Source organism: Stenotrophomonas nitritireducens, from assembly GCF_050984405.1.
Classification (GTDB): domain Bacteria; phylum Pseudomonadota; class Gammaproteobacteria; order Xanthomonadales; family Xanthomonadaceae; genus Stenotrophomonas; species Stenotrophomonas nitritireducens_B.
In genome coordinates this window covers 598,753-624,179 of record NZ_CP158790.1, presented here as the reverse complement: position 1 = coordinate 624,179, position 25,427 = coordinate 598,753, and the positions used below count along the sequence as shown (strand labels likewise).

Annotated in this window: 23 protein-coding genes; 8 read left to right on the top strand and 15 right to left on the bottom strand. The window is 69.7% G+C overall.

The features are described from left to right. The first annotated feature begins 2 nt into the window (after positions 1-2). The 3 genes from mnmE (at position 3) to ABTV91_RS02595 (ending at position 4,417) form a co-directional block, all read left to right on the top strand. Positions 3-1,346, top strand: a complete 1,344-nt coding sequence (gene mnmE / locus ABTV91_RS02605) for a tRNA uridine-5-carboxymethylaminomethyl(34) synthesis GTPase MnmE (protein ID WP_433853090.1) — start codon at positions 3-5, stop codon at positions 1,344-1,346. A 193-nt stretch (positions 1,347-1,539) separates the two neighbouring features. Next, positions 1,540-3,156 carry an ATP-binding cassette domain-containing protein gene (locus tag ABTV91_RS02600; RefSeq protein WP_433853089.1) on the top strand — a complete coding sequence of 539 codons (1,617 nt, stop codon included), beginning with the start codon at positions 1,540-1,542 and terminating at the stop codon, positions 3,154-3,156. Between the two features lie 196 nt (positions 3,157-3,352). Then, positions 3,353-4,417, top strand: coding sequence for a glycerophosphodiester phosphodiesterase (locus ABTV91_RS02595; protein ID WP_433854102.1), 1,065 nt, complete (start codon positions 3,353-3,355; stop codon positions 4,415-4,417). Positions 4,418-4,447: 30 nt separating this feature from the next. Here the strand turns inward: ABTV91_RS02595 and ABTV91_RS02590 are convergent, their stop codons facing one another. Continuing rightward, entirely contained in the window at positions 4,448-5,230 is a 783-nt protein-coding gene (locus ABTV91_RS02590) for a rhomboid family intramembrane serine protease (RefSeq protein WP_433853088.1), read from the bottom strand. A gap of 156 nt (positions 5,231-5,386) precedes the next feature. Continuing rightward, complete coding sequence (locus ABTV91_RS02585) at positions 5,387-6,340, bottom strand: TerC family protein (protein ID WP_433854101.1); 954 nt, start codon at positions 6,338-6,340, stop codon at positions 5,387-5,389. Positions 6,341-6,619: 279 nt separating this feature from the next. On the opposite strand from ABTV91_RS02585, the gene ABTV91_RS02580 reads away from it, so the two are divergent. Together ABTV91_RS02580 and ABTV91_RS02575 are read left to right on the top strand one after the other, a co-directional pair. After that, positions 6,620-7,789, top strand: coding sequence for a class I SAM-dependent rRNA methyltransferase (locus ABTV91_RS02580; protein WP_433853087.1), 1,170 nt, complete (start codon positions 6,620-6,622; stop codon positions 7,787-7,789). A 152-nt stretch (positions 7,790-7,941) separates the two neighbouring features. Beyond that, positions 7,942-9,183, top strand: a complete 1,242-nt coding sequence (locus tag ABTV91_RS02575) for a dipeptidase (protein WP_433853086.1) — start codon at positions 7,942-7,944, stop codon at positions 9,181-9,183. Between the two features lie 360 nt (positions 9,184-9,543). Here the strand turns inward: ABTV91_RS02575 and ABTV91_RS02570 are convergent, their stop codons facing one another. From ABTV91_RS02570 to ABTV91_RS02550, 5 genes are all read right to left on the bottom strand, one after another. Next, complete coding sequence (locus ABTV91_RS02570; protein ID WP_433853085.1) at positions 9,544-9,948, bottom strand: arsenate reductase ArsC; 405 nt, start codon at positions 9,946-9,948, stop codon at positions 9,544-9,546. Positions 9,949-9,971: 23 nt separating this feature from the next. Beyond that, on the bottom strand, positions 9,972-11,411 hold the full coding sequence (locus tag ABTV91_RS02565) for an amino acid permease (protein WP_433853084.1): 1,440 nt from the start codon (positions 11,409-11,411) through the stop codon (positions 9,972-9,974). A gap of 365 nt (positions 11,412-11,776) precedes the next feature. Beyond that, positions 11,777-12,133 (bottom strand): DUF488 domain-containing protein, encoded by a 357-nt coding sequence (locus ABTV91_RS02560; protein WP_433853083.1) that lies wholly within the window; start codon positions 12,131-12,133, stop codon positions 11,777-11,779. Positions 12,134-12,160: 27 nt separating this feature from the next. Then, entirely contained in the window at positions 12,161-12,784 is a 624-nt protein-coding gene (gene leuE / locus ABTV91_RS02555; RefSeq protein ID WP_433853082.1) for a leucine efflux protein LeuE, read from the bottom strand. A gap of 19 nt (positions 12,785-12,803) precedes the next feature. After that, a complete protein-coding gene (locus ABTV91_RS02550) occupies positions 12,804-13,337 on the bottom strand; it encodes a nucleoside 2-deoxyribosyltransferase domain-containing protein (RefSeq protein WP_433853081.1) in 534 nt (177 codons plus the stop codon). An 81-nt stretch (positions 13,338-13,418) separates the two neighbouring features. On the opposite strand from ABTV91_RS02550, the gene rmuC reads away from it, so the two are divergent. Further along, positions 13,419-14,960, top strand: a complete 1,542-nt coding sequence (rmuC, locus tag ABTV91_RS02545; protein ID WP_433853080.1) for a DNA recombination protein RmuC — start codon at positions 13,419-13,421, stop codon at positions 14,958-14,960. 82 nt (positions 14,961-15,042) lie between these two features. Here rmuC and ABTV91_RS02540 read toward each other — a convergent pair whose 3' ends face one another. Further along, positions 15,043-18,171, bottom strand: a complete 3,129-nt coding sequence (locus ABTV91_RS02540; protein ID WP_433853079.1) for a TonB-dependent receptor domain-containing protein — start codon at positions 18,169-18,171, stop codon at positions 15,043-15,045. A 232-nt stretch (positions 18,172-18,403) separates the two neighbouring features. Between ABTV91_RS02540 and ABTV91_RS02535 the strand changes: the two genes are divergently transcribed. After that, the gene (locus ABTV91_RS02535) at positions 18,404-18,949 is read left to right on the top strand and encodes a glutathione peroxidase (protein WP_433853078.1); all 546 of its coding nucleotides are present in this window, start codon (positions 18,404-18,406) and stop codon (positions 18,947-18,949) included. A gap of 96 nt (positions 18,950-19,045) precedes the next feature. Further along, positions 19,046-19,228 carry a hypothetical protein gene (locus ABTV91_RS02530; RefSeq protein WP_433853077.1) on the top strand — a complete coding sequence of 61 codons (183 nt, stop codon included), beginning with the start codon at positions 19,046-19,048 and terminating at the stop codon, positions 19,226-19,228. A gap of 85 nt (positions 19,229-19,313) precedes the next feature. On the opposite strand, the gene ABTV91_RS02525 is transcribed toward ABTV91_RS02530, so the two are convergent. The 7 genes from ABTV91_RS02525 to ABTV91_RS02495 form a co-directional block, all read right to left on the bottom strand. Then, positions 19,314-20,345 carry an MlaA family lipoprotein gene (locus tag ABTV91_RS02525; RefSeq protein ID WP_433853076.1) on the bottom strand — a complete coding sequence of 344 codons (1,032 nt, stop codon included), beginning with the start codon at positions 20,343-20,345 and terminating at the stop codon, positions 19,314-19,316. A 1-nt stretch (position 20,346) separates the two neighbouring features. After that, the gene (locus tag ABTV91_RS02520; RefSeq protein ID WP_433853075.1) at positions 20,347-20,655 is read right to left on the bottom strand and encodes an STAS domain-containing protein; all 309 of its coding nucleotides are present in this window, start codon (positions 20,653-20,655) and stop codon (positions 20,347-20,349) included. Beyond that, on the bottom strand, positions 20,645-21,313 hold the full coding sequence (locus ABTV91_RS02515) for an MlaC/ttg2D family ABC transporter substrate-binding protein (RefSeq protein WP_433853074.1): 669 nt from the start codon (positions 21,311-21,313) through the stop codon (positions 20,645-20,647). The genes ABTV91_RS02520 and ABTV91_RS02515 overlap by 11 nt, the downstream gene beginning before the upstream one ends. A gap of 2 nt (positions 21,314-21,315) precedes the next feature. Beyond that, positions 21,316-21,834, bottom strand: a complete 519-nt coding sequence (mlaD, locus tag ABTV91_RS02510; RefSeq protein ID WP_433853073.1) for an outer membrane lipid asymmetry maintenance protein MlaD — start codon at positions 21,832-21,834, stop codon at positions 21,316-21,318. Between the two features lie 106 nt (positions 21,835-21,940). Further along, complete coding sequence (locus ABTV91_RS02505) at positions 21,941-22,690, bottom strand: MlaE family lipid ABC transporter permease subunit (protein ID WP_433853072.1); 750 nt, start codon at positions 22,688-22,690, stop codon at positions 21,941-21,943. Next, positions 22,690-23,478, bottom strand: coding sequence for an ABC transporter ATP-binding protein (locus tag ABTV91_RS02500; protein ID WP_433853071.1), 789 nt, complete (start codon positions 23,476-23,478; stop codon positions 22,690-22,692). Before ABTV91_RS02500 ends, ABTV91_RS02505 begins: the two co-directional genes overlap by 1 nt. A gap of 137 nt (positions 23,479-23,615) precedes the next feature. Beyond that, positions 23,616-25,418, bottom strand: coding sequence for a Na/Pi cotransporter family protein (locus ABTV91_RS02495; protein ID WP_433853070.1), 1,803 nt, complete (start codon positions 25,416-25,418; stop codon positions 23,616-23,618). Positions 25,419-25,427: the final 9 nt, after the last annotated feature.

Below are 25,427 nucleotides of genomic sequence, written 5' to 3'. Positions count from 1 at the left end.
CCATGAATGCATCCACCGACACCATCATCGCCATCGCCAGCGGCGCCGCTGCCGGCGGGGTCGGCATCCTGCGTCTTTCTGGTCCGCGGTCGGCGTCGATCGCCCGTGGACTTGGCTGCCCGACGCTGCAAGCGCGTCATGCGCACTACGCGCGCTTCCGCGATGCGGCCGGCGAGGTGATCGACGACGGCATCGCGCTGTACTTCCCCGGCCCGCGCAGCTTCACCGGCGAGGACGTGGTGGAACTGCAGGGCCATGGCAGCCCGGTGGTCCTGCGCCAGCTGCTGGCGCGCTGCATCGAGCTGGGCGCGCGGCAGGCGCGGGCCGGCGAGTTCAGCGAGCGCGCCTTCCTCAACGGCAAGCTCGACCTGGCCCAGGCCGAGGCCATCGCCGACCTGATCGCCGCCGGCGACGTGCGCGCCGCCCGCGCCGCGCGCCGCTCGCTCGACGGCGTGTTCTCGCGCCGCGTGGAGGACGTGGCCGAGCAGCTGGTGCGGCTGCGCATCCACGTCGAGGCCGCCATCGACTTCGCCGACGAACCGCTGGATACGCTGGGCGGCGCGCAGGTGCGCACCGGCGTGGAGCACGCGCGTGAGGCGCTCGCCCGGCTGCGCCTCGATGCTGAACGCGGGCGCAAGCTGCGCGACGGCTTGCATGCGGTGCTGATCGGCCCGCCCAACGCCGGCAAGAGTTCGCTGCTCAACGCGCTGGCCGGCAGCGAGCGCGCCATCGTCACCGACATCGCCGGCACCACCCGCGACACCCTGCGCGAAACCATCCGCATCGATGGCCTGGAACTGGAGCTGGTGGACACCGCCGGCCTGCGCGAAGGCGGCGACGCCATCGAGCGCGAAGGCATGCGCCGCGCCCGCGCCGAAATGCAGCGCGCCGACCTGGCCATCGTGGTGCTGGACGCGCGCGACCCGGAAGCGGGCCGGCAGGCCATCGGCGACGCCGCGGCGCAGGCCGCGCGGCAGCTGTGGATACTCAACAAGTGCGACCTGCTGCCGCAGTGGCCGCAACGGCTGGGCGACGACACGATCGCGATTTCCGCCGCCAACGGGCAGGGCCTGGAGCAGCTGCACGCGCGCCTGCGCGAACTTGCCGGCGATGGTGCCGGCGAAGGCCAGCAGGGCGAATTCTCCGCGCGCCTGCGCCATGTGCAGGCCATCGTCCGCGCTGCCGCGCATCTGGACGCCGCCGATGTGCAGCTGCGTTACGACCAGCTGGAACTGGCCGCCGAGGAACTGCGCCTGGCGCACGACGCACTGGGCGAAATCACCGGCCGCATGACCGCCGACGACCTGCTGGGCCGCATCTTCTCCAGCTTCTGCATCGGCAAGTGACCGGCCACCGGCATTGAACCGTTCATCCGTCGCCGGTTAGTCTTCACCCCTGCCGCCGTGATGGCGGCTCTGTTCCTCGAAGGAGTCCGGTCCAATGCGCCATTGATGCCCGCCCCGCCAGCACGCGCTGGTGAGGCCTCGCGAAGTCCCGCTGCCGCCGGCAGCCGGGTGATCCGGGCATGGATGGAATGCAATGACCACGACTCCCTTCCTGACGCTTGAACGCGTCTGCTGGCAGCTGCCGGACGGCAGGCTGCTGTTTTCCGATCTGGACGAAACCTTCGACGCGCGACCGACCGGGCTGGTCGGGCGCAACGGCGTGGGCAAGAGCGTGCTGGCGCAGGTGCTGGCCGGCCGCCTGGCGCCCACGCGCGGGCGCTGCCTGCGCTCCGGGCCGGTGGCGTGGTTGCCGCAGCAGATCGACGCGCCGCCCACCGCCAGCGTTGCCGACCTCGCCGGACTGGGCGATGCGCTGGCGGCGCTGCATCGTATCGAACAGGGCAGCAGCGACGTCGCCGATTTCGAGGCGCTGGGCGATCGCTGGCAGCTGCGTGAGCAGCTGCAGGCCGAGCTGGAGGGGATGCAGCTGCATGGCGTCTCGGCCGACACGCCGGTGCACCAGCTCAGCGGCGGCCAGCGCATGCGCGTGGCCCTGGCCGGCGCCTTCCTGTCCGAAGCCGATTTCCTCATCCTCGACGAGCCCAGCAACCATCTCGACGCGCAGGGCCGGCAACGGCTGCGCGAACAACTGCGGCGCTGGCCGCGCGGCCTGCTGGTGGTCAGCCACGACCGCGAACTGCTGGGCGACATGCAGCGCATCGTCGAGCTGTCCCCGCTCGGCCTGCGCAGCCATGGCGGCAACTACGCGTTCTACGCGGCGCGCAGCAGCGAGGAACGGCGGCTGGCCGCGGAAACCCTGCAGCAGCGTCGCCACGAACGCCGCCAGGGCGAGCAGGCGCTGCGCGAGCAGCAGGAGCAACGCGAGCGCCGCACCGCCCGCGGCAACCGCCGGGCCGCGCGCGCCAACCAGGCGCCGATCCTGCTCGGCCGGCAGAAGCAGCGCGCGCAGGCCAGCGCCGGCAAGGCGCAGCTGCAGCAGCAACAGCAGCGCGAGCGGCTGGACGCGCAGGTGCGGCAGGCCGCCGCCGAGGTCGAAGCGGCCGCTCCCGTGGTGCTGCTGCCCGCCGACGCGGCCGGTGCCGCGCCCGAACGCGTGGCGGTGCTGGAAGACGTGGCGCTGCCGTTCGTCGAAGGCGCGCACGCGAAGATCGATCTGCTGCTGCGCCGTGGCGAGCGGCTGGCGCTCACCGGCCGCAACGGCAGCGGCAAGTCGGTGCTGCTCAAGGTGCTGGCGGGCCGGCTGCACCCCCTGCGCGGAGCGGTGCAGGTGAACGCGCCCCACGCCTGGCTGGACCAGCACTTGGCCCTGCCCGTACCGGAGGCGTCGGCGATGGAACAGCTGCGCCATGCCAACCCGGCGATGCCCGAAGCCGAGCTGCGCACCCGCCTGGCGCTGCTGGGCCTGGAGGCCGGGCATGCGCAGCAGCCGGTGGAGGCGCTCAGCGGCGGCGAACGCATGAAGCTGGCGCTCGCCTGCGCCCTGTATGCGCAACCGCCGGCGCAGCTGCTGCTGCTGGACGAGCCGGCCAATCATCTCGACCTGGATTCGATGCAGGCGCTGGAAACGATGCTGCGCGACTGGCCCGGCACGCTGCTGGTGGCCGCGCATGACGAGGCATTCCTGCAGGCCATCGGCATCACTGGCCGCCTGCATGCCGGTGCTGGAGGCTGGCAACGGCTTCCGCCCTGAAACAACGTAGGAGCGGCTTCAGCCGCGATGGAGCTTTACCGGAAGGCCCATCGCGGCTGAAGCCGCTCCTACGGGAGCACGGGCCTGTCCCATGCCGGTCACATGCGCGCTGCACACTCCCGCTTCTTTCCATGACGGAAAACAGGAGCGGGCGGTGTTCGGCAGAGCGGTGGTGGCTGTGGTGGCGGGCGTGTGCATGGCATCCTCGGCGGCGATGGCCGCTGCTCCCGCCCCGTCGTTCGCGCATGTCCCGGTGTACGCGCACCGCGGCGCCAGCGCGCTGCTGCCCGAACACACGCTGGCGGCCTACGCGCAGGCCATCGTCGATGGCGCCGATTACATCGAGCCGGACCTGGTGATGACCCGCGATGGGGTGATGGTGGCGCGCCACGAGAACGAGATCGGCGGCACCACCGACGTCGCCGCGCACCCGGAGTTCGCCGCGCGCCGCACCACCAAGGTGATCGACGGCCAGCGCATCGAAGGCTGGTTCACCGAGGATTTCACCCTTGCCGAACTGAAAACGCTGCACGCGCGCGAACGCCTGCCGGAGCTGCGCGGCACCGCCTTCGACGGCGAGTTCCGCATCGCCACGCTGGACGAGATCGTCGCGTTCCTGGTGCAGCAGGCGCGGCGTGCCGGGCGCGGCATCGGCCTGGCACCCGAAATCAAGCACGGCAGCTACTTCCGCGGCATCGGCCTGCCGATGGAGGAGCGCCTGCTCGACACCCTGCGCGGCAACCCCTATACCAACGTCGCGCCGATCCTGGTGCAGTCGTTCGAGACCGCCAACCTGCGCCAGCTGCGCGCGCGCATCGGCAGGCCGTCGAACATTCGCCTGCTGCAGCTGCTGGACGAAGCCGAGGCCAGGCCCGCGGACGTGGCGCTGGCCGGCGGCGAGCTGACCTATGCGCGCATGATGACGCCCGCCGGTCTGCGCGAGGTCGCCACCTACGCCGATGCGATTGGCGTCGAGCGTCGCGCCCTGCTGCCGGTGGACGCGCAGGGCCGGCTGGCCGCGCCCACGCCGCTGATCGCCGATGCACATGCCGCCGGCCTGCAGGTAGTGGCCTATACCTTCCGTCCGGAAAACCCGTTCCTGCCTGCCGCCCTGCGCCAGGGCGCGGCGGACGCGCGCAACCCGCCCGGCTCGGTCGCCGAGATCCGCGCCTATCTGCAGGCCGGCGTCGATGCCTTCTTCACCGACGACCCCGCGCTGGGCCGGCGTGCGGTGGACGGCGGCGAAGTGCCGGCACCCTGATCGCGCTTGCCGCCGGCGCCGGTCTGCGCCTTACTCGCGGCGCGTGCGCGGCCGCAGCTGCACCACCACCTCGTAGTCGCGGCCCTCGCGCGGCTGCCACAGCACCGGCACCTGGCCGGGGGAGGGCGGCTCCAGTTCGGCGTCGGCCAGCGGCGCGGCGTCGTCTTCCTCGTCCTCGTCTTCCCAGCTGTAGCGCTTGCGCGGCGCCAGCGGGTCGGCGTGGCGGAACAGCAGCGCGGCGATGACGCCGGCCGCGGCGCCGCCCATGTGCGACTGCCACGACACACCGGGTTCGTGCGGCAGCACGGTCATCACCATGCCGCCGTAGAACAGCACGCCGATCATGCCGGCGGCGATGGCGGCGCGGTCGCGGCGCAGCAGGCCCAGCCCGAGCACCAGGAACATCAGGCCGTGGGTGACGCCGCTGGCGCCCAGGTGATGGCTGCCGGGTTCGCCCAGCATCCACGCACCGATGCCCGAACCCAGCCACAGCAGCGGCAGGGCGCGCAGCGTCGCCTTCGGGTAGACGCCGCCGGCCAGGGTGCCGAGGATCAGCAGCGCCGCCGCGTTGGCGCCCAGGTGTTCGACCGAACCGTGCAGCAGCGGCGCGCCGAGCAGGCCCAGCAGGCCGGCGGTGTCGTGCGGGCCCACCGCCCACGGGCGCCAGTCCCAGCCGGTCTGCTGCAGGGCGAACATCGCCACCAGCAACAGCACGAAACCCAGGCTCAGGTTGAAGGCACGCAGCACGCGGCGGCGGTCGCTGCGGTCGGTGGCCGGCGTGTCGCCGGTGTCGGGCGTGTTGGAAGTGTCCATGGTTCTCGGGATTGCGGCGCCCCGCGATGAATGCAAGGGCGCCGCTTCGGGAAGCCGGTGTGCCACCGGCGGGACAATCGGGCAGGAACGAGTGAAGAGGAACGAAAGGCAGCTGTGGCTGCCGGGCTTGCCCGGCAGGCTTTACCAGCCCCGCACCTACGCCTTGCCGCGCGGCGGCAGCTTCACGCTCAGCACCATGGTCACCACCAGGATCGCCGCGACCACGCCCAGCGACACCGGCACCGGGATCTTGAACACGTCGATCAGCAGCATCTTGGCGCCGATGAAGCCCAGGATCACCGCCAGCCCGTATGGCAGCAGGTGGAAGCGGTCGGCCATGCCGGCCAGCAGGAAGAACATCGCGCGCAGGCCCAGCACCGCGAACACGTTCGAGGTCAGCACGATGAACGGGTCGGTGGTGATGGCGAAGATGGCCGGGATCGAGTCCACCGCAAAGATCACGTCGGTGACCGCGATCAGGATCAGCACCACGAACATCGGCGTGAACCAGCGCACGCCATCCTTCTCGGCGACCAGGCGGTTGCCGTTGTACTCGTGGGTGATGCGCAGGTGCCGGCGCATGAACTTCAGCGCCGGGTTGTCGTCCAGGCTCGGTTCCTGGCCGGCGGCGAACCACATCTTCCAGCCGGTGAACAGCAGGAACGCGCCGAATACGTAGAGCAGCCAGTGGAACTGGCTGACCAGCACGGTGCCGGCGAAGATCATCACCGTACGCAGCGCGATGGCGCCGAGGATGCCGATGATCAGCACGCGCTGGCGCTGCGTCTCGGGCACCGCGAAGTAGCCCATGATCAGCAGGAACACGAAGATGTTGTCGACCGCCAGCGCCTTCTCGATCAGGTAGCCGGTCAGGAACTGCAGGCCGACCTCGTTGGCCACCGCGCTGCCGGCGGTTTCGTTCAGGTAGTACCAGAGGCCGGCATTGAAGGCCAGGGCGAGCGCGACCCAGCCGACCGACCACAGCAGCGCCTCCTTGAAGGTCACCTTGTGCGGGCCGCCATGGCGCATCAGCACCAGGTCGATCAACAGGGCGGCGATGACGACGGCGATGAAGCCGCCCCAAAGCCAGGGATTACCGATTGTCTGGATCATGGGAGTTCCGGTCTTGTGGAGGTTCTCGGGACCGCAGGGGCCAGGAACTGGACACGGAATCGGGGGAGACCGGGGACAGAGCTTCGCCATTGCGGCGAAGGTCTCGCTCACAGTTCCGTCGGCCGGAACTGCCGTTGCACCGGAGCCCTGCGGCTCGAACTGACGGCGACAACGTCTGGGAGCTACTCCCCTTCAGGCCCGGATAGTGCCGCCTGCGGCCTTTGCCGTCAATGAACGCGCCGCGGCGGCGGGCCGGCGCCCGCTACAATGGCGCCCATGAATACCCCCCTTCCCGTCGTACGCCTGAAGAACGCGTGGCGCTCCAGCCACCCGTGGATTTTCCAGAAACTGGTCGAAAAGCCCGCCGCCAGGCCCAAGCCCGGCACCATCGTCGACGTGGTCGGCGTGGACGGGGAATGGATCGGCCGTGGCTTCTACAACGGCCATTCGCGCATCGCCGTGCGCATCCTGGAAACCCGCCAGGACGTGGACGTGGACCAGGCCTGGTTTTTCCGCAGGATCGCCGAGGCGGTGTCGCTGCGCCGCGACGTGCTGAAGCTGGACGCGGTGTCCGACGCCTGGCGCGTGGTGCACAGCGAGGGCGACGGCCTGTCCGGCCTGGTGGTGGACCGCTACGGCGACCTGGTCGTGGTCGAGTTCTTCGCCGCGGGCATGTTCCGCCACCGCGAATGGATCTACGAGGCGCTGCGCGCCCAGTTCCCGGGCTGCCGCTTCCACAGCTTCGCCGACGAGCACGTGCAGAAGCAGGAAAGCTTCGACTTCCACGGCAACACCACCACCGAACCGGCGGTCATCACCGAGTACGGCGTGAAGTTCCGCGCCGACCCGGCCGGCGCGCACAAGACCGGCTTCTTCGCCGACCAGCGCGAGAACCGGCAGTGGCTGAGCCAGCAGGTCGAAGGCCGGAGCGTGCTCGACCTGTGCTGCAACACCGGCGGTTTCGCGGTCTATGCGGCCGCGCGCGGCGCCAGCGAGGTGCTGGGCGTGGACATCGACCAGGACGTGATCCAGATCGCCAAGGGCAACGCGCGGCTCAACAACGCCAGGCCCAAGTTCGTGCAGGCCGACATCTTCCCGTGGCTGCGCGATGCCGCCAACCGCGGCGAGCAGTACGACGTGGTGATCCTGGACCCGGCCAAGATGACCCGCGACCGCGACCAGGTCATCAACGCGCTGAAGAAGTACCTGGACATGAACAAGCTGGCGTTGGGCGTGGTCAAGCCCGGTGGCCTGTTCGCCACGTTCTCCTGCACCGGGCTGGTGTCCGAGGAGCAGTTCCTGGACATGCTGCGCCGCGCCGCGTTCTATTCCGGCCGCACGATCCAGATCCTGAAGGTGGCCGGCGCCGGCCCGGACCACCCGTTCATGGCGCACGTGCAGGAATCGCGCTATCTCAAGGCGGTGTTCTGCCGCGTGGTGGACTGAGCGGGGTATTCCAGGGGAGCGGCAACGGTCGCTCCCATAGCGTGCGGATCGGGAGCCATGCCCGGCGGCTATGGCCGTAGCAACGGCGGGTACTACCGGTCCGCGCCGCGGCGGCGGTATGGTCGTGGCCTTTCCCCGATCCCGAGGCCCGCATGTCGCTGCGTCGTCTGTCCCTGCTGCTCGCCCTGGCGCTGGGCGTCCCGTTGTCCGCCCATGCCATCGAATTCACCCAGGCCGAGCTGGCCCGCGCCAAGGCGCTGCAGCAGCGCCTGCTGACCCTGGACAGCCACCTCGACACGCCGGCCAACTTCGCCCGGCCCGGCTTCGACATCCTGCATCGCCACGACCACAACGCGCTGTCGCAGGTGGATTACCCCCGCATGCTCGACGGCGCGCTCGACGGCGGCTTCTGGGCGATCTACACCGACCAGGGCGACCGCAGTGCCGCCGCGCACCTGGCCGAGCGCGACCACGGCCTGATGCGGCTGATCGAGATCCGCGAGATGCTGGCCGCGCATCCGGACAGGTTCCAGCTGGCGCTCACCGCCGACGACGCGGCGCGGATCAAGGCCGCCGGCAAGCGCGTGGTCTACATCAGCATGGAGAACGGCAGCCCGCTGGTGGCCGACCCGTCGCTGCTGGGCTTCTACCAGAAGGCCGGCCTGCGCATGCTGTCCGCGGTGCACTTCGCCAACAACGAATTCGCCGATTCGGCCACCGATCCCAAGGGCGCCGAATGGAAGGGCCTGAGCCCGGCCGGCAAGGCGCTGGTCCAGGAAGCGGTGCGGCTGGGCATCGTGATCGACCAGTCGCATGCGTCCGACGCGGTGTTCGACGACCTGGCGGCGATGCTGCCGGTGCCGTTCATCCTCTCGCACAGCGCGTCCAAGGCGGTGTTCGACCACCCGCGCAACCTCGACGACGCGCGCCTGCGCCAGCTCGCCGCCAAGGGCGGGGTGATCCAGGTCAACGCCTATGGCGGCTACCTCGTCGACGAGACCCCCGGCGATGAACGCCGGCAGGCCGAGGAAGCGCTCGAGAAGCGGCTGGGCGGCTGGGACGACATGCCCATCGAGAAGGGCGTGGAACTGGCGCGGGCGATGGCCGAACTCGACCAGCGCCTGCCGCGTCGACGCGCGACGCTGGACGATTTCTTCGTGCATTTCGCTCACATCCTCGACGTGGTCGGCCCCGACCATGTCGGCATCGGCATGGACTGGGACGGCGGCGGCGGCCTGCCGGGCATGACCGACATCACCGACCTGCCCAAAATCACCGCCTGGCTGCAGCGCCGCGGCCTGAGCGAGGCGCAGATCGCCAACATCTGGAGCGGCAACGTGCTGCGGGTGATGCGCCAGGCGCAGGACTACGCGGCGAAGAACAGCGCGAAGTAGCGGCAATCTGCGTACCCCGTAGGAGCGGCTTCAGCCGCGAAAGAGGCTTTACCGGCCAAGCCCCATTCGCGGCTGAAGCCGCTCCTACGCAGGGCTGTTCTCGCAGGACACGGTGTGGATCATCTCGGGGGCGGCATCCAGCACTGCCCCGCATGCGCGGATGCCGCCGACATCCGGAGCGGCAACGTGCTGCGGATGATGCGCCAGGCGCAGGGCTACGCGGCGAAGAACAGTGCGAAGTAGCGGCAATCTGCGTAGCCCGTAGGAGCGGCTTCAGCCGCGAACGGGCTTTACCGGCCAAGCCCCGTTCGCGGCTGAAGCCGCTCCTACGGAGGGTTGCTCATGACGCAGCCGCCGGGTTCAGGTCGGCGGGGGAACGCCCAGTGCCTTGAGCATCGCCGCCACGCGCGTGCGGATGTCGTCGCGCACGCCGCGGTACTGCTCCGGCGCCATGTCGCGCGGGTCGGGCAGGGCCCAGTCCGCGCGCTGGCGGGCAAGGATGAGAGGGCAGGCGTCGCCGCAGCCCATGGTCGCCACGACGTCGAATTCGACGTCTGGCAGCTCATCCAGCGATCTGGATGCATGGGCGGTGAGGTCGTACCCCAGTTCGGCCATCGCGGCGATGGCCCTGGGATTGATGACGCCGGAAGGGCGCGAACCGGCGCTGTAGGCTTCCACCGCCGCGCCGCCGAGCATGCGCGCGAAGGCTTCGGCCATCTGGCTGCGGTTGGAATTCTCCACGCAGACGAAGAGAACCCGTTTCACCGGCGTGGCCATGTCGCGCGCGTTCAGTCCGCGCGCTTGCCCAGCACCGCGTTGCGGCGGCTGTACAGCACGTAGACCACCAGGCCGAACACGTTCCACAGCGCGAACCACACCTGGGTGCGGGTGGGCAGGCTGAAGAACAGGTAGATGCAGCCCAGGATCGCGATCGGGCCGACCACCCAGGCCAGCGGCGTGCGGAAGGTGCGCGCGCGGCCGGGCTCGCGCCGGCGCAGCACCAGCAGGCACAGGCCGACGGCGGTGAACGCGGCCAGCGTGCCGGCGTTGGCCAGCGCGGCGATCTCGTCCAGGCGCGCCACGCCGGCCAGCGCGGCGACCAGCACCGCGGTGAACAGGGTGATGGTCACCGGCGTGCCGGTGCGCTTGTTCACCAGCGACAGCCCGCGCGGCAGCAGGCCGTCGCGCGACATCACGAAGAAGATGCGGCTCTGTCCGTAGAAGAACGCCAGCAGCACGGTCGGCAGGGCGATGATGGCGACGATGCCGATCACCAGCGCGGCAGTGCCGTGGCCGAGTTCGCGCATGATCAGCGCCAGCGGCTCGGCGCTCTTGCCGAACACGGTGTAGCTCATCGCGCCGACCGCGGCCAGCGCCACCAGCAGGTAGATGATGGTGCAGCCGACCATCGAACCGACGATGCCGATCGACAGGTCGCGCTTGGGGTTCTTGGTTTCCTCGGCGGCGGTGGAGATCGCGTCGAAGCCGTAGAAGGCGAAGAAGATGATCGCCGCGGCCGCCATTACCCCGCGTTCCACGCCATCGGCGCTGACCGACTTGGGGAAGCCGTAGGGCATGAACGGCTGCAGGTTGGCCGGGTCGAACGCCGGCAGCGCGACCGCCACGAACACCGCCAGCGCGATCAGTTTGAACACCACCAGCACCGCGTTGACCGTGGCGCTCTCGCGGGTGCCGGCGATCAGCATGCCGGCGACCAGGAAGGTGATGACGATGGCCGGCACGTTGAGAAAGCCGCCTTCCACGTGCGGGCCGGCGGCCAGCGACTGCGGCAGCACCACGTTCCAGCCGAACGAGGTGTGCAGCCATTCCAGGAAGCCGACGAAGTAGCCGGACCAGCCCACCGCCACCGTGCTGACCACCAGCGAGTACTCCAGGATCAGGCTCCAGCCCACCACCCAGGCGATGGTCTCGCCCAGCGCGCTGTAGCTGTAGGTGTAGGCGCTGCCGGCGGCCGGCATCATCGTCGACAGCTCGGCGTAGGCCAGCGCCGCGCAGGCGCAGACGATGCCGGCGACGATGAAGGAGATCAGCACCGCCGGGCCGGCCTTGTCCGCGCCCACGCCGATCAGGGTGTAGATGCCGGTGCCGACGATGGCGCCGATGCCCAGCGCGACCAGATGGGGCCAGCTCAGCGAAGGAATCAGCCGGCGGCCTTCCTCGTGCTGGGTGAGCTGGTCGATGGATTTGCGCCGGAGCCAGGACTGCATGCGGACCTCGCGGTTCGTGGTATTCGGGAAAGGGGCCGAGTTTCGCCGAACGCAGCGCAGCAAAGCCAGAATTTCCCGCTGCTTTCATGGGGCTTGGCGATGGGCGGTAGCCGGGATGACGGATCCGGCACAAAATCCGCCAGGAAGGTGTGGGTGGTGCCGCCCGCCGATGCACCGGGGGAGGCGGCCGTGGACGGAGCGGAACAACGCGCCATGCGGAAAGTCCGCGGGCCATGACGGCCGCCCGGCTTGCCGGCAGCGGCCTCCCGGCGCGGCGCATCCAGGGCGCAGGTGCGGGGCTCGCCCCGCACGGGGCCTTCCCGATGAAACGCCGGATCCAACGCCGTACGGGGCAAGCCCCGTACCTACGCGCGGCGCGGATGCGCCAGCAGGTAGTCGCGCAGGGCCACGGCCTGGTTGTGTGCGGTGTCGCGGGCGCCGTACACCAGGGTCACCGGGCCGGCGTCCAGCGCGTCGCGCAGCGGCGCCAGCAACCGTGGCTGCGCGGCCAGCTCCCGCCAGTAGCGCTGGCGGAATTCCTCCCAGCGCTCGGCGCGGTGGTCGAACCACTGCCGCAGTTCATTGCTGGGCGCCACCTCCTTGAGCCACTGTGCCTGCAGCTGCGCGTGGCTGACCCCGCGCGGCCACAGGCGGTCGACCAGGAAACGCTGGCCGTCGCCGGCCGTGGCCGGTTCATAGGCGCGTTTGCAATGGATGGGCATGCCGATCTCCGCAGCGCCGGGGGCGTTTCAGCTTTCCAGCCCCAGCCGTATCCCGAACGCCACCAAGCATACGCCCACCGCGCGCCGCAGCCACACGCCCACGCGCGGGTAGCCGGCCAGGCGCCGGGCGATGAACTGGCCGCCGAAGATCAGCACCGAGCACCAGCCCACGCTCAGCACCGCGATCAGGCCCGCCATCAGCGCCAGGGTCAGCGCGCCGCGCTGAGTGGCCGGGTCGATGAACAGTGGGAAGAAGGCCATGTAGAACAGGATCGCCTTGGGATTGAGCACGCCCACCAGCAGCGCCTGGCGGAACCAGCGCCGGCCCTGCTGCAGCGGCGTGGCCTCGGCGCCGGCGGCCGGTTCGCGCAGGAGCTGTACGCCGACCCAGACCAGGTAGGCCGCGCCGACGTAGCGCAGCCCGGCGAACAGCAGCGGGTGCGCCTTCAGCAGCGCGGCCACGCCGGTGGCGGCGATGGCGATCAGGATCTGGTCGCCCAGCATCAGCCCGGCCAGCGTCGCGTAACCGGCGCGTACGCCGCCGCGCGCGGTGGCGGTGAGCAGGGTGAAGGTGCCCGGGCCGGGTAGCATCAGAAACAGGATGACGGCCACCACGAAGGTGCCCAGGTCGTTGATGCCCATCCACGGCATGGCGGTCGTCCTGGCTGGCTCAGCGCGCGCGCTGCGCGGCCAGGCGCTGCTTCACCGCGGCGATCAGCGCCGCCAGGCCGTCATGGCGCGGCACGCCGTAGCGGTCGCCGGTGATGTCCAGGTTGCCCTTGCGCCAGAAACCGGCCGGCGCGGCCACCAGCAGCTTGCCCGAGCGCGCGTACAGGCCGAATTCCAGCAGGGTGATCGGGCTCTGCGTGCCGGGCGCGAAATACATCAGCACGATGTCGGCCTGTTCCAGCGCCGCCAGCTCCCATTCCACCTGGCGGCGGAACTCCGGCTCGTCGGCCTCGGCGCGCCAGGCCGGGTTCCAGTCGGCGCGGCGCGGGTTGAGCAGCAGCACGTCCTCGCCGGCCAGCGCCTGCTGCACCTGCTGCTGCCAGTCACCGGCCCTGCCCATCTCGATGCTGCCGGCCAGGAACACCTTGGGTCGCACATCGCTTTCGGGAATGGCGTCCGGCGAGGTGATGGTCTGCGAACCGGCCGCGGCGAACGGCGACAGCAGCAACAGGCAGGACAGCAGCAACGGCTTCATGGCGTGGCGGGGAGCGTGGGGGACGCACATGATCGCAGAAGCGGCGCAGCCGTTGAGACGCGCGGGGCTACACTTCGCCCCATGCAAACCGAAACCCTGATCCTGGCCGGCCTGCTGCTGGCCGTCCTCGTGCTGCAGCTGGTGCTGTTGTTCCGCCGTGCCGACAACGCCGCGCTGGAGAATGCGTTGCGCGAGGAGCAGCGCAACGGCCGCGGCGAGTTGCGCGAGCAGCTGGAAGGCATGTCGCGCCAGCAGGACGCCCGCATGGACGGCTTCAGCCGCAACCTCACCGACCTGTCCACCCGCACCGACCAGCGCCTGGACCTGCTGCGCGACAGCCTCACCGACGACGCGCGCAAGGGCCGCGAGGAAAACGCCGGCGCCCGCCAGCAGATGGCGCAGCTGCTGGACGCGCGCCTGCAGGAGGTGCGCGGGCAGCTCGACGCCTTCGGCCAGCAGCAGCACGCGCGCATGGAACTGTTCGCCAGGCAGCTGGCGGACCTGCAGCTGGCCCTGCTGGAGGAAACCCGCAAGGGCCGGCAGGAGGGAGGCGAGGCGCAGCAGCGCTTCGGCGAGATGCTGGGCCAGCGCCTGGCCGAACTCACCCAGCGCAACGAGCAGCGCATCGCCGAGATGCGGCAGACGCTGGAGGCGCGGCTCAAGGACCTGCAGGGCGACAACGCCGCCAAGCTCGAACTGATGCGCCAGACCGTGGACGAAAAGCTTCAGAGCACGCTCAACACGCGCCTGGATTCGTCCTTCAAGCTGGTTTCCGAACGGTTGGAGCAGGTGCAGCGCGGGCTGGGCGAGATGCAGCAGCTGGCCACCGGCGTCGGCGACCTCAAGCGCGTGCTGAGCAACGTCAAGAACCGCGGCGGCTGGGGCGAGGTGCAGCTGGACAACATCCTCGAACAGACGCTCACCGCCGAGCAGTACGCGCGCGGCGTGAAGCTGCGCCTGGACGGCAACGAGATGGTGGACTTCGCCGTGCGCCTGCCGGGCCGCGGCGGCGACGACGCGCCGGTATGGCTGCCGATCGATTCCAAGTTCCCGCGCGAGGACTACGAGCGCCTGCTCGACGCGCAGGAAGCCGGCGACCAGGAGGCGGTGCGCGCCAGCGGCAACCAGCTCGAACGCGCGCTGCGGGTGCAGGCCCGGTCGATCTGCGAAAAGTACATCGTGCCACCGCATACCACCGACTTCGCGGTGATGTTCCTGCCCACCGAAGGGCTGTACGCCGAGGCGATCCGCCGCCCGGGGCTGGTGGATGTCCTGCAGCGCGAACACCGCGTGGTCGTCGCCGGCCCGACCACCGTCACCGCCCTGCTCAACAGCCTGCAGATGGGGTTCCGCACCCTGGCCATCGAGCAGCGCTCCTCGGAAGTGTGGAGCCTGCTCGGCGCGGTCAAGGGCGAGTTCGGCAAGTTCGCCGGCATCCTCGAGAAGGCCGAGAAGCAGATCAACACCGTCGGCAAGAGCCTGGGCGACGCCAGCCGCAAGACCCGCACCATCGAACGCAAGCTGCGCGGCGTTGAATCGCTGTCGGCCGATGCGTCGCAGGCGCTGCTCGGCGCAGTCGAGGACGAAGACGCGAACGAAGGGGAGTCCGTCGATACGGACTGACGGCGGCGCACGCCGGCGTATCGCAGGAAACGCGACGCCCGGCTCCATGCGGAGCCGGGCGTCGCGTCCGATCAAGCGGTCATCAGAACTCGTAGCTGGCCGAGAACGTCACCGAGCGCGGATCGTTGTAGTCCGGCTGCATCCACAGCTTGTTGATCGCGGTGCGCGAGGACGTGGACTGGGTGTTGTAGATCACCGCGGTACGGGTATCGAGCACGTTCATCACGTCCATCGACAGCTTCAGGCCCTTCGCCCACTGCGGGCTGTAGCGCACGCCCAGATTGAAGGTGACCAGCCATGGCGAACGCCCTTCGGAACCGCGCCAGGTGGTCTTGAACGCATCCGTGCCTGACACGCCGCAGTAGAAGTAATACGCGCTGTCGTAGCTGGGCAGCTTGGTCGGGTAGTGCGCATAGCAGTTGACCGGCCGTCCGCTGACCGCGCTCATGCTGCCGCCCAGGCTCCATTCGTCGTTGAACTGGTAGGTGCCATAGGCCTTGAGCTGGTGGCGGCGGTCGTTGTTGAGATAACCGTTGGCGCGCTCCATCAGCAGGGTCTTGTCGTAGTCCTGCGTGGTGCTGGTGGAATCGTTGAAGCCCGAGTCGGCGCTGGAGGCGCGGTCGCTGTTGACCGGGCCTTCGGTGTTGCCGTAGCTCTTGGAGAAGGTGTACAGGAACTTGGCGCTCCACTTGTCGCTGAACGGGTGCTCCAGGTAGAAGTCCAGCGCGTAGTAGTTGCGCTTGGCCTTGGGCATGCCCAGCTGGTCGGCGGTGTAGCTGACCTTCTCGTAGGAACCGTCGTTCTGCTTGACCCAGAAGGTGTTGCCCTTGCCGGCGTTCACGATGTAGCAGTTGCCGTTGAAGATGTCCGGGCAGGTGTCGTCGACCACGTTCTTCAGGTCGCGGTAGGTGCCCTTGACGCCCCAGATCCATTTTTCGTTCAGCACCTGGTCCAGGCCGAGGATGAACTCGTCCTGGTACATCGGCTTCAGGTCCGCGGCCACGCGCGCGCGCGGGTCCTTCGCCACGCCGCAGTCGAAGTTGGACGAATACAGGTTGGTGCCCGGGCAGATCGCCGCATCGGCGGCGTTCGACACCGCGATCGGGTTCAGGCCGGTGGGTACGCCGGTGACTGGGTCGATGCCGGTATAGGTGTAGTACTGGTTGCCGCGGATGGTGGCCGACAGCACGCTGGCCATTGCCAGCCGCGCCGGCAGCGCCAGGTGGTAGCGGCCGAGGTTGCCGTACAGCTTGATGCTGTCGTCGCCGCGCACGTTCCAGGTGAAGCCCAGGCGCGGCGCCGGCTGCCAGGTCTGTTTCATGTAGGCTTCGCCGGCGCTGGTGTAATTGGTGAACTGCTCGTTGCGCAGGCCCAGGCTCAGCAGCAGGTTGTCGGTGACGTGCCAGCGGTCCTCGATGAACTGCGACAGCTGCTCGGTGGAAGGCGTTTCATTGCTGTGCCGGACCACGTAGTAGGCGTAATAGCCCTGCGGGCCGTAGCCACCGGCGGCGCCGGGCGCGCCGACGCTGCCGTTGATCGCTTCATTCGGCTTGTTGGCCTTGGTGAACACCCAGTAGCCATTGGCCTTGTCGCCGGCATCGCCGGTCGGCGCGCCGGTGTAGCGGGTGCCGGTCAACGATTCGGCCTCGAGGTTGTCCACGCCGAAGTGCAGTTCGTGGTCGCCCAGTACCCAGGCCACGTCCAGACGCCAGCCCTTGGTTTCGTCGTAGGCGCCGGCGATGTCGACCGACTGCACGCTCTGACAGCTGTCCACGTAGGTCAGGCCCGGCACCTGGTTGGCCGCGGTGGCCTTGGTGAAGTAGGCGCAGTTGGCCGCGCCGAGGCCGGCTGCGGTGGAGCCGTGCTTGATCTTCTGGGTGCCGTACAACGCGGACAAGGTCAGGTTGTCGGTCAGATAGCCGGTGTACTTGGCCACGTACAGCCGCGCATCGTCGTCGGTGAAGTTGCCCTTGGCCTCGTGTTCGTTGCCGTGGCTGAGGGTGGCGTTGTCCCAGCTGGATTTGTAGGTTTCGTACTTGCGGCGGTCCTGCACGCCGGTCAGTTCCAGCAGATGGTCGTCGGTGATGTACCAGTCGACCTTCGCGGTCCAGCGCGGATAGGTGTAGCTGTAGTCGTTCCAGCCCGTGGGCGAGCCGGTCACGCCGAAGTAGTTGGTGCTGTTGCTGTGGCCATCGGTCTTCTGGCGCTCGGCGTTGGCGAACACGAACAGCCTGTCCTTGACCAGCGGGCCGCTGACCCACAGCCCGGTATTGAGCGATTCGGTGCCGTTGTCGCGGTTGTAGCGGTACAGCTTGCCGTCGGAGTAGTCGGCCTCGCCCTTGGTGGCGAACGGGTGGTTGTTCTCGTTCCAGTAGCCGGTATCGGGGTAGTAATCGTTCTTCGGCGTGCCCTTCAGGCTTTCCGGGGTGTAGCGGGCATAGACGCCGCCGTGCCATTCGTTGCCGCCGCGCTTGGTGACGATGTTGATCACGCCGCCGGTGGAGCGGCCGAACTCGGCGCCGTAGCCGCCGGTCAGCACCTGCTCCTGGGCGATCGCCCGGAACGGTAGGCTCTTGTAGCCCAGGTTGTTGAGCGGGTTGGTGACCGGGAAGCCGTTGATGAAGTAGGCGTTTTCCGCGCCCGAGGAGCCGCCGAAACTGATGTTGGACGAGCCGGTGGAGGCGACCACGCCCGGCGCCAGCATCGCCACGCTGGCGATGTCCTGCAGGTTGCCGCCGAACGGCAGCGCCTCGATGTCCTCGGCGGTGAACACGGTGCGCACGTCGGTCTGCGACAGGTCCACCGCGACCGGTGCGGCGGTGACCTGCACCGCGTCCAGCAGCGTCGCTTCGCCATTGGGCGCCGGCACGCCGGTGAAATCGATCTGCGCGCCGCTGGCGATCTGCACCAGCACGTTCTCGCGCACGCCCACCACGGCGCCGTCCTTCTGCAGCTCCACCTTGTAGCGGCCGTTGGGCAGCGCCAGCGCGCGGTATTTGCCGTCCGTGCCGACCGGCACCGTACGGGTAAGGCCGGTATCCAGGTTCTGGATGACGACGGTTTCGCCGGGCTGGGCCGAGCCGTAGATGCTGCCGGTGATGTTGGACTGCGCGTACAGGTTGGCGCTCAGGCACAGGCCCGCGCCCAGCGCGATGCTCAAGGCCGAACGGCGGAGGGTCTTCCGGCGGGTGCCGGACGGATGCGTGGTCATTGCAGGATTTCCCCAGGTGATGGCGTGGCTTGATTGGGTCCGCGCTGGCGTTGTCCCCGCCATTCGCATCGGACAGGCCATGTCTCCGTAGTGGCCTGGGCCGAAATTAACCAGTCGATAACAAGACTTCTAGGAAAGGTTTCAGTTGCGGTCTTTTGCGTTTTGCAGCGCTCCGGCCATGGCGGGGAGGTCCACGGTCTATGCTTGGCATCCTCTCCAACACGGCGCAGCCATGACCGCATCCGTTTACGACATCCCCCTGACCACCCTCGACGGCGCCCCCGCCTCGCTCGGCGCCCACGCCGGCAAGGTGCTGCTGGTGGTCAACGTCGCTTCCAAGTGCGGCCTCACCCCGCAGTACGAAGGGCTGGAGAAGCTCTACCGCGAAAAGAAGGACGCTGGCCTGGAGGTGCTGGGCTTCCCGGCCAACAACTTCAACGGCCAGGAGCCGGGCAGCGAGGACGAGATCCGGCAGTTCTGCTCGCTCACCTATGACGTGACCTTCCCGATGTTCGCCAAGATCAGCGTCGCTGGTGCCGATGTGCACCCGCTGTACCAGCAGCTGATCGCCGCGCAGCCGGCTGCGACCGGCGAAGGCCCGATGCGCGAGAAGCTGGTCGGCTTCGGCATCGAACCCAACCCGGCGCCGGGCATCCTGTGGAACTTCGAGAAGTTCCTGGTGGGCAAGGACGGGCAGGTGATCGGCCGGTTCTCGCCGGACACCACGGCCGATGACGCAGGCCTGCGCGCGGCGATCGACGCGGCGCTGGCGGCCTGAGCGACGGAAAGCTGAAAGCAGAACCCCCGGCTTCCAAGGCGGGGTAATGAAGTATTCAAACCGGGCAACACGCCCAGGCAGGGAGGCGGTCACGAGATGGCCGCAGGCAATTCCGGTGGATTCGCGGTGGGTTGGTTCACGCTGGCGCTCATCAATGCCGGCCTCGCCCAGGGCAAGGGGCGCAGCGGCATGAACTGGGGGCTGCTGTCGCTGCTGCTGGGGCCGCTCGCGACCTTGCTGCTGGTGATGCAGAAACCAGGGCGTGCGGACGGCGGTTGAAGTCCTCCGGGGGCACGATGCCGGCCGCGGCGCGAAACGAAGAAGCCCGGGTTTCCCCGGGCTTCTTCGTTCAGGACGACCGCGCTCAGCGCCCCCAGTCGGGCATCGGCATCGCGTCGACCGGGATGGTGGTCTGCTCGTCGTCCTCGTGACGGTGGCGGTCGCGGCGCAGGTCCTTCTCGATCTGGTAGTTGCGCCGCTGCAGCCAGGCGTCGCGGGTCAGCGCGTACTCGTCCACCGCGCTGTCGCGGATGTCGTCCAGCGACAGCAACTGCACGCGCGTATCGACCAGCTGCAGGCCCTGCAGGCCGAGGCGCAGCTTGTCCATCTCGATGCGCCGCAGCGGCGACAGCGGGGTGTCGCCGGCCAGGCCGAACACGTCGCGCACGGTGCGCGGGCCGAAGAACGGCAGCTCCACGTAGCGCGAATCGCGCCAGCCCCAGGTGCCCAGGGTCTGCCCGAAGTCCTCGCTGCGGCGCGGCACCATCGCCTTGCTGGCCGGATCGAACAGGCCGCCGATGCCGAGGGTGGAGTTCATCAGGAAGCGGCCAAGCGTGTCCCAGGCGTCGTCGGCGTGGCCCTGCAGCAGCTGGTTGACCATGGTCAGCGGCGAGCGCAGGTTGCTGAAGAAGTTGCTCACGCCGGTGCGCGCCACGCGCGGCACCACGTGCACGTAGGCGGTGGCCAGCGGGCGTGCGATGCCGCGGTCCACCGCCAGGTTGAAGCGGTGCATCTGGCGGTTGTACTTCTCCCACGGGTCGTAGGCCGGTGCGGCGCCGTTGGCGGTGCCCGTGTCGCCGGTCGGGCCGCCGTACAGCGCGGCGAAGTCGTCCTCGGCATCGGTGGGCGCGGCGCCCTCGGCGCTGGCCGGCGGAGTCGCCGCGACACCGGCGTCGTCGACATGGCTGTCGGCCTGCGTCGATGCCTGTGCCGTCGTGGCCGTCGTGGCCGTCGCGGCCTCCTGCGTGGCCGGGCAGCGGGCGGGATCGGCGCAGGCCGCGGGTTCCGGCGAGACGCTGGTGCTGGGCGGCGGCGCGGGTGCGCGCACCGGCTTGCCGGCGCAGGCGCCGAGCAGCAGCACGGCGGCCAGGAGGGGGAGGGTACGGAGGAAGGTCATGTCAGCGGTCCGCCGAGGAGGCGTTGAAGTCCAGGTCCGGCGCCAGCCGGTAGGCCGCGCGCAGTTCGTCCAGGCCCGCGGGCGTGCCGACGATGGCGCCGCCGCCGTTGCCGCGCATGCGCGCGGCCAGCTCGGCCAGCAGCGCCACGCCGGCGCTGTCCACGCGTTCGACGGCGTGCAGGTCGAGCCGGCGCAGCGTGGCGGCCTGGCGCGCCAGCTGCGGCCACAGCGTCACCGCCGCGGCGCGGTCCAGCGTGCCGGCCAGGTGCAGCGCGTCGCCCTCGACGCGCGCGGTGGCGTCACTTGCCACGGGGAGCCGGGCCGGCGTTGGCCTGCATGCTGCCGTTGCGCAGTTCGGCCGCCACGTCCCGGATCGACTTCTGCCGCAGCGGCGCGTCGAACTGGTTCTTGAAGGTCTGCACGTAGGAGATGCCTTCGATCATCACGTCGAAGATCTTCCACTGGCCGCCAACCTCGCGCATCAGGTATTCGACCGGGGTCGGTTCGCTGCCGGCGCGCACCAGTTCGGTGGAGACCTTCACGCCGCGGTTGCCCGGCAGCGCGCTCTCGCCCTTGTAGCGGAAGCGCGGCTTGCCCTGGATGTCGAGCAGGGCCGAGCCGTAGCGCGACATCAGGTTGTCGGCCATCGCGTCGGCGAACAGCTTCACGTCGGCGTCGGGCGCGCCGCGGCCGTGCACGCCCAGCACCAGGCGGGCGGCGTAGTCGCGGTCGAAACCGCGGCTCAGTTCGCCGTCGATGAAGCCGCGCAGCGCCGTCGGGTTGGCGCGGAATTCGCTGCGGCGGGTTTCCAGCGTGGACAGGATGCGCGAGCTGGCGTCGAGCACGGTACGCGCGGCGGCCGAGGGCTGCGCGGCGGTGGCGGCCGGGCGCGCCTGCGCCATGGCCAACGACGGGGCCGCGGCCAGCAGGGCCGAGGCGAGCACGGTGGTGAGCAGTGGGGTTTTCATGATTACGGTTCTTCCTTGGAGGGCGCCGCGTGGGCGTCCGGGGCGGACTCGGAGGCGTTGTTGCCGCCACCGCTGAACATGTATTTGCCGACCAGCTGGATCAGGTCCACCGCCGGCTGGGTGAACACGATCTCGTCGCCGGACTTGAGCACGTCCGGATCGCCGCCCGGCTGCAGGCCGATGTAGCTTTCGCCGAGCAGGCCGCTGGTGAAGATGCCGGCCGAGGTGTCGGCGGGCAGGTCCTTGAACTTGCCGTCCAGCGACAGGGTGACGATGGAGTCGTATTTAGCGGGGTCCAGCTGAATATCGGCCACTTGGCCGATGGTCACCCCGCCAACCTTCACTGGCGCCTGCTTGCGCAGCTGGCCGATCTGGCTGAAACGCGCCTTGAGCACGTAGTCGCCGCCGCCCATGCCGAAGCGCTGGTTGGTGGACGCCACCGCCAGCACCAGCAGCGAGGCCAGCGCCAGCAGCAGGAAGGCGCCGACGGAAAATTCGAGTCGAGGTCCACGGATGGCCATGTTTTGTCTCACTCCTGATCCAGCAGGTGCTCCGCCGGTTCGGGCGAAGCGGGTTGTTCGTCAGATCCCGGCGCGGGAATGCGCCGGCTTCTGCGGGGGATGCGCGTCAATGGAACATCAGTGCGGAAAGCACGAAGTTGAACATCAGCACCAGCAGCGAGGCGTTCACCACCGCGCGGGTGGTCGCCACCGAGGTGCCTTCGATGGTGGGTTCGGCGTGGAAACCGACGTAAGCCGCGACCAGCGCCGCGGTGCCGCCGAAGATCGCCGACTTGAGCAGGGCCACGGCGAAGTCGTCCCAGAAATCGACGCTGCCGCGCAGCCCCGACCAGAACGTGCCGTTGTCCTGGCCCAGCACCTGCACCGCCTCGAACCAGCCGCCGGTGATGGCCAGCGAACAGAAGACGCCGGTCAGCAGCGGCACGGTCAGCACCGCCGCCCAGAAGCGCGGCGCCACCGCCTTGGCCACCGGGTCGATGGCCATCAGTTCCAGCGCCTTGATCTGGTCGGTGGCGCGCATCAGGCCCAGTTCGGCGGCGATCGAGCTGCCGGCGCGGCCGATGAACAGCAGCGCGGTCAGCACCGGCGCCAGTTCGCGGTACAGCGACAGGCCGAGCAGGGTGGACAGCGCGTCGGCGGCGCCGAAGGTGGTCAGCGTGCGGTAGCCCTGCAGGGTCAGCACCAGGCCGACGAAGGCGCCGCCCACGGCGATGATCGGCAGCGAACGCGCGCCGATCTTGTAGATCTCGCGGGTCAGTTCGGCCAGGAAGTCGCGGGTCGGCAGCGACCCGCGCAGCACCGTCAGCGAGAACAGGCCGGCGCGGCCCAGCGAGCGGATCGAGGAAACGAACGGCATCAGGCGATCCTCGCGCGCGGGGCGGCATCGAACGGGATCGGGCCGTCGGGCTGGCCGTGCAGGAACTGCCGCACCAGCGGGTCGGCGCTGGCCTGCAGCTGTTCCGGCGTGCCGGAGAACACGATGCCTTCGTTGGCGATGACCAGTGCCTGATCGCAGATCGGCAGCGTCTCGTGCACGTGGTGGCTGACGATGATGCTGGTCAGGCCGAGGCTGTCGTTCAGGCGCTTGATCAGGCTCATGATCACGCCCGAGGCGATCGGGTCCAGCCCGGTCAGCGGCTCGTCGTAGATCATCAGCGGCGGGTCCAGCGCCAGCGCGCGGGCCAGCGCCACGCGCCGCGCCATGCCGCCGGACAGCTCGCGCGGCCAGGCGTCGGCCGCGGCCAGCAGGCCCACCGCGTGCAGCTTCATCCGCACCAGGCGCTGCAGCACCGGCTCGGGCAGGCGGGTGTGGGTGCGCAGCGGCAGGGCGACGTTCTCGGCGACGGTGAGGTCGGTCAGCAGGCCGTTGCCCTGCAGCAGCACGCCGACGTTGCGGCGCATCTCCAGCAGCGCGCGGCTGCCGTGCGGGATGTCCTGCCCGAACAGGCGCACGTGGCCGGCCACCGGGCGCAGCTCGCCGGTCAGCGCCGCCAGCAGCGTGGACTTGCCGGTGCCCGACGGACCTAGCACGGCGGTGATGCTGCCGCGCGGCACGTCCAGCGAAACGTCGCGCAGGATCGTGCGACCGCCGCGGTCGATGCGGACGTCGGACAACTGCACCAGGGGCGTCCGGGGAGGGGACATGGCGGCCTTTAACGGAAAACCAACGTGGCAGGATTATCGGGTCCGCCTGAACAAAAGAGAACTGGACCGTGCAGTATTGTCGCCGGGCCGGCCCCGCGCGTCAGTGCCCATGGGCGGAACGCCCAGTCCTCCGGATGTCACTCCGGCGCGTGCGCGCCGCGCCGGCGCAGGCCGCGCAGCGAACCGGGTTCGTCGGTGAAGGCCACCACGTCGCGCAGGCTGGCATGGATGCGCCGCGCGTAGCCCAGGTCGTTGAGCAGCGAGCCGGCCTGCAGGCCGTCCAGGCGGTCGTGCTTCACCGCGGCGAACAGCTGCTGGCGGAACGCCGCGTCGAACCTCGCGGCCTGCTGGTCGAGCGCCTCCAGCCCCTGCTGCCGCGCCTGCCGCTGCGCGGCGTCATCGGCCGGCATCAGTGCCACCCGGCGCAGGCCGCGCAGTTGCCCGAACAGGTGCCCGCGCAGGTCCACGTAGGCCGCGCGCAGCGGCGAATCGGCCTCGTGCAGGCGCTGGCCGAGGTTCTTCTGCAGGTGCTTGGCGTCCTTGACCGCATCGACCATGCGCGCGGCCGCGGCCTGGCTGCCGGACCAGAAACGCTGGTGCTCCGCGTCCAGCACCACTTCCAGCCGGCCCATGAAGCGCAGCAGGTCGCCATAGACGCCCTTGACCCGCTGCTGGTACAGCGTCTCGGCGTCGCGGCAGCGGCCGTCCGGGCGCGCCCCCAGCAGCGCCGCGTCGGGCGTGTCGGCGTCCAGCGCCTCCACCGGCAGGCACAGCGCCTGGCAGATCACCTCCACGCTCAGTCCGCCCAGGTGCTCCAGCTCCAGGGCGACCGCGGCCGCGGCGGCATCGGCCGATTCCAGCGCCTGGTCGCTCAGGTGGCGGGCGCGCACGCGCTCGATGCCGCCGCCGGCGATGGCGTCGCTGCGCTCGGGCAGCCAGCGCTGCAGCGCCTGCGCCAGCCGCCGCTGCCAGGGCCAGAACAGCGCCACCCCGCCGGCATTGAACAGGGTATGGAACAGCGCCAGCTGCAGCAGCGGGTTGCCGCCGAACCCGGCCAGTCCCGCCAGCGCCGCCACCAGCCAGGTCAGCGGCACCAGCAGCGCGAACGCGAGCAGCGCCGTCACCGCGTTGAACAGCACGTGCGCCAGCGCCAGCCGCTGGCCGCTGCGGTTGCCGCCGAGCATGCCCACCACCGCCGTGCTCACGCTGCTGCCGACGTTGGAACCGATGGCGATGGCCAGGCTCTGTTCCAGCTGCAGCTGGCCGGCCGCCAGCGCCGCCAGGGTCAGCATCAGCGCCGCGTGGCTGGACTGCAGCACCACCGTCAGCAGCAGGCCGCCGAGCACGAACAGCGCCATCGCGCCCATGCCGTCGCCGCCGCGCCCGGCCAGGTCGAAGCCGCCGCCGAAGCCGTCGAAGCCGGCCTTGATCTGGTCGATGCCCAGGAACACCAGCGCCACGCCCAGCACCACCCGCCCGGCCGCCTTGCCGCGTTCGCCGGCGATCCCGCCCAGCACGCCGAACACCAGCATCGGCAGCGCCAGCGGCGACAGGCTCAGGTTCTGCCCGGCCAGCGCCAGCAGCCAGATGCCGCTGGTCGCGCCGAGGTTGGCGCCGAAGATGATGGCGATGCCGCCGGCCAGCTGGATCAGCCCCGAGCTGATGAAGGCGATCGCCAGCAGCGATACCAGCGTGCTCGACTGCAGCGCCGCGGTGCCGGCCACGCCGAACAGCAGGCCGCGCAGCGGCGTGGACGTGCCGCGTGCCAGCAGCTTCTCCAGGCTGCCGCCGGCCAGCTGCTTCAATCCTTCCTCCAGGATCTGCATGCCGAACAGGAACACCGCCAGCCCGGCGCACAGCTGCATCCACGCGCCATGGCGCCAGAACGACCACGCCAGCAGCGCGGCGGCGGCGGTAGCCAGGAGGATGCGCGGGTTCACGGTCGCCGG

Excerpts from the sequence above, each read along its gene's own strand:
- mnmE (WP_433853090.1), top strand. The coding sequence starts at position 3 with ATGAATGCATCCACCGACACCATCATCGCCATCGCCAGCGGCGCCGCT.
- ABTV91_RS02600 (WP_433853089.1), top strand. The coding sequence starts at position 1,540 with ATGACCACGACTCCCTTCCTGACGCTTGAACGCGTCTGCTGGCAGCTG.
- ABTV91_RS02595 (WP_433854102.1), top strand. The coding sequence starts at position 3,353 with ATGGCATCCTCGGCGGCGATGGCCGCTGCTCCCGCCCCGTCGTTCGCG.
- ABTV91_RS02590 (WP_433853088.1), bottom strand. The coding sequence starts at position 5,230 with ATGGACACTTCCAACACGCCCGACACCGGCGACACGCCGGCCACCGAC.
- ABTV91_RS02580 (WP_433853087.1), top strand. The coding sequence starts at position 6,620 with ATGAATACCCCCCTTCCCGTCGTACGCCTGAAGAACGCGTGGCGCTCC.
- ABTV91_RS02575 (WP_433853086.1), top strand. The coding sequence starts at position 7,942 with ATGTCGCTGCGTCGTCTGTCCCTGCTGCTCGCCCTGGCGCTGGGCGTC.
- ABTV91_RS02565 (WP_433853084.1), bottom strand. The coding sequence starts at position 11,411 with ATGCAGTCCTGGCTCCGGCGCAAATCCATCGACCAGCTCACCCAGCAC.
- ABTV91_RS02560 (WP_433853083.1), bottom strand. The coding sequence starts at position 12,133 with ATGCCCATCCATTGCAAACGCGCCTATGAACCGGCCACGGCCGGCGAC.
- leuE (WP_433853082.1), bottom strand. The coding sequence starts at position 12,784 with ATGCCGTGGATGGGCATCAACGACCTGGGCACCTTCGTGGTGGCCGTC.
- ABTV91_RS02550 (WP_433853081.1), bottom strand. The coding sequence starts at position 13,337 with ATGAAGCCGTTGCTGCTGTCCTGCCTGTTGCTGCTGTCGCCGTTCGCC.
- rmuC (WP_433853080.1), top strand. The coding sequence starts at position 13,419 with ATGCAAACCGAAACCCTGATCCTGGCCGGCCTGCTGCTGGCCGTCCTC.
- ABTV91_RS02540 (WP_433853079.1), bottom strand. The coding sequence starts at position 18,171 with ATGACCACGCATCCGTCCGGCACCCGCCGGAAGACCCTCCGCCGTTCG.
- ABTV91_RS02535 (WP_433853078.1), top strand. The coding sequence starts at position 18,404 with ATGACCGCATCCGTTTACGACATCCCCCTGACCACCCTCGACGGCGCC.
- ABTV91_RS02530 (WP_433853077.1), top strand. The coding sequence starts at position 19,046 with ATGGCCGCAGGCAATTCCGGTGGATTCGCGGTGGGTTGGTTCACGCTG.
- ABTV91_RS02525 (WP_433853076.1), bottom strand. The coding sequence starts at position 20,345 with ATGACCTTCCTCCGTACCCTCCCCCTCCTGGCCGCCGTGCTGCTGCTC.
- ABTV91_RS02515 (WP_433853074.1), bottom strand. The coding sequence starts at position 21,313 with ATGAAAACCCCACTGCTCACCACCGTGCTCGCCTCGGCCCTGCTGGCC.
- mlaD (WP_433853073.1), bottom strand. The coding sequence starts at position 21,834 with ATGGCCATCCGTGGACCTCGACTCGAATTTTCCGTCGGCGCCTTCCTG.
- ABTV91_RS02505 (WP_433853072.1), bottom strand. The coding sequence starts at position 22,690 with ATGCCGTTCGTTTCCTCGATCCGCTCGCTGGGCCGCGCCGGCCTGTTC.
- ABTV91_RS02500 (WP_433853071.1), bottom strand. The coding sequence starts at position 23,478 with ATGTCCCCTCCCCGGACGCCCCTGGTGCAGTTGTCCGACGTCCGCATC.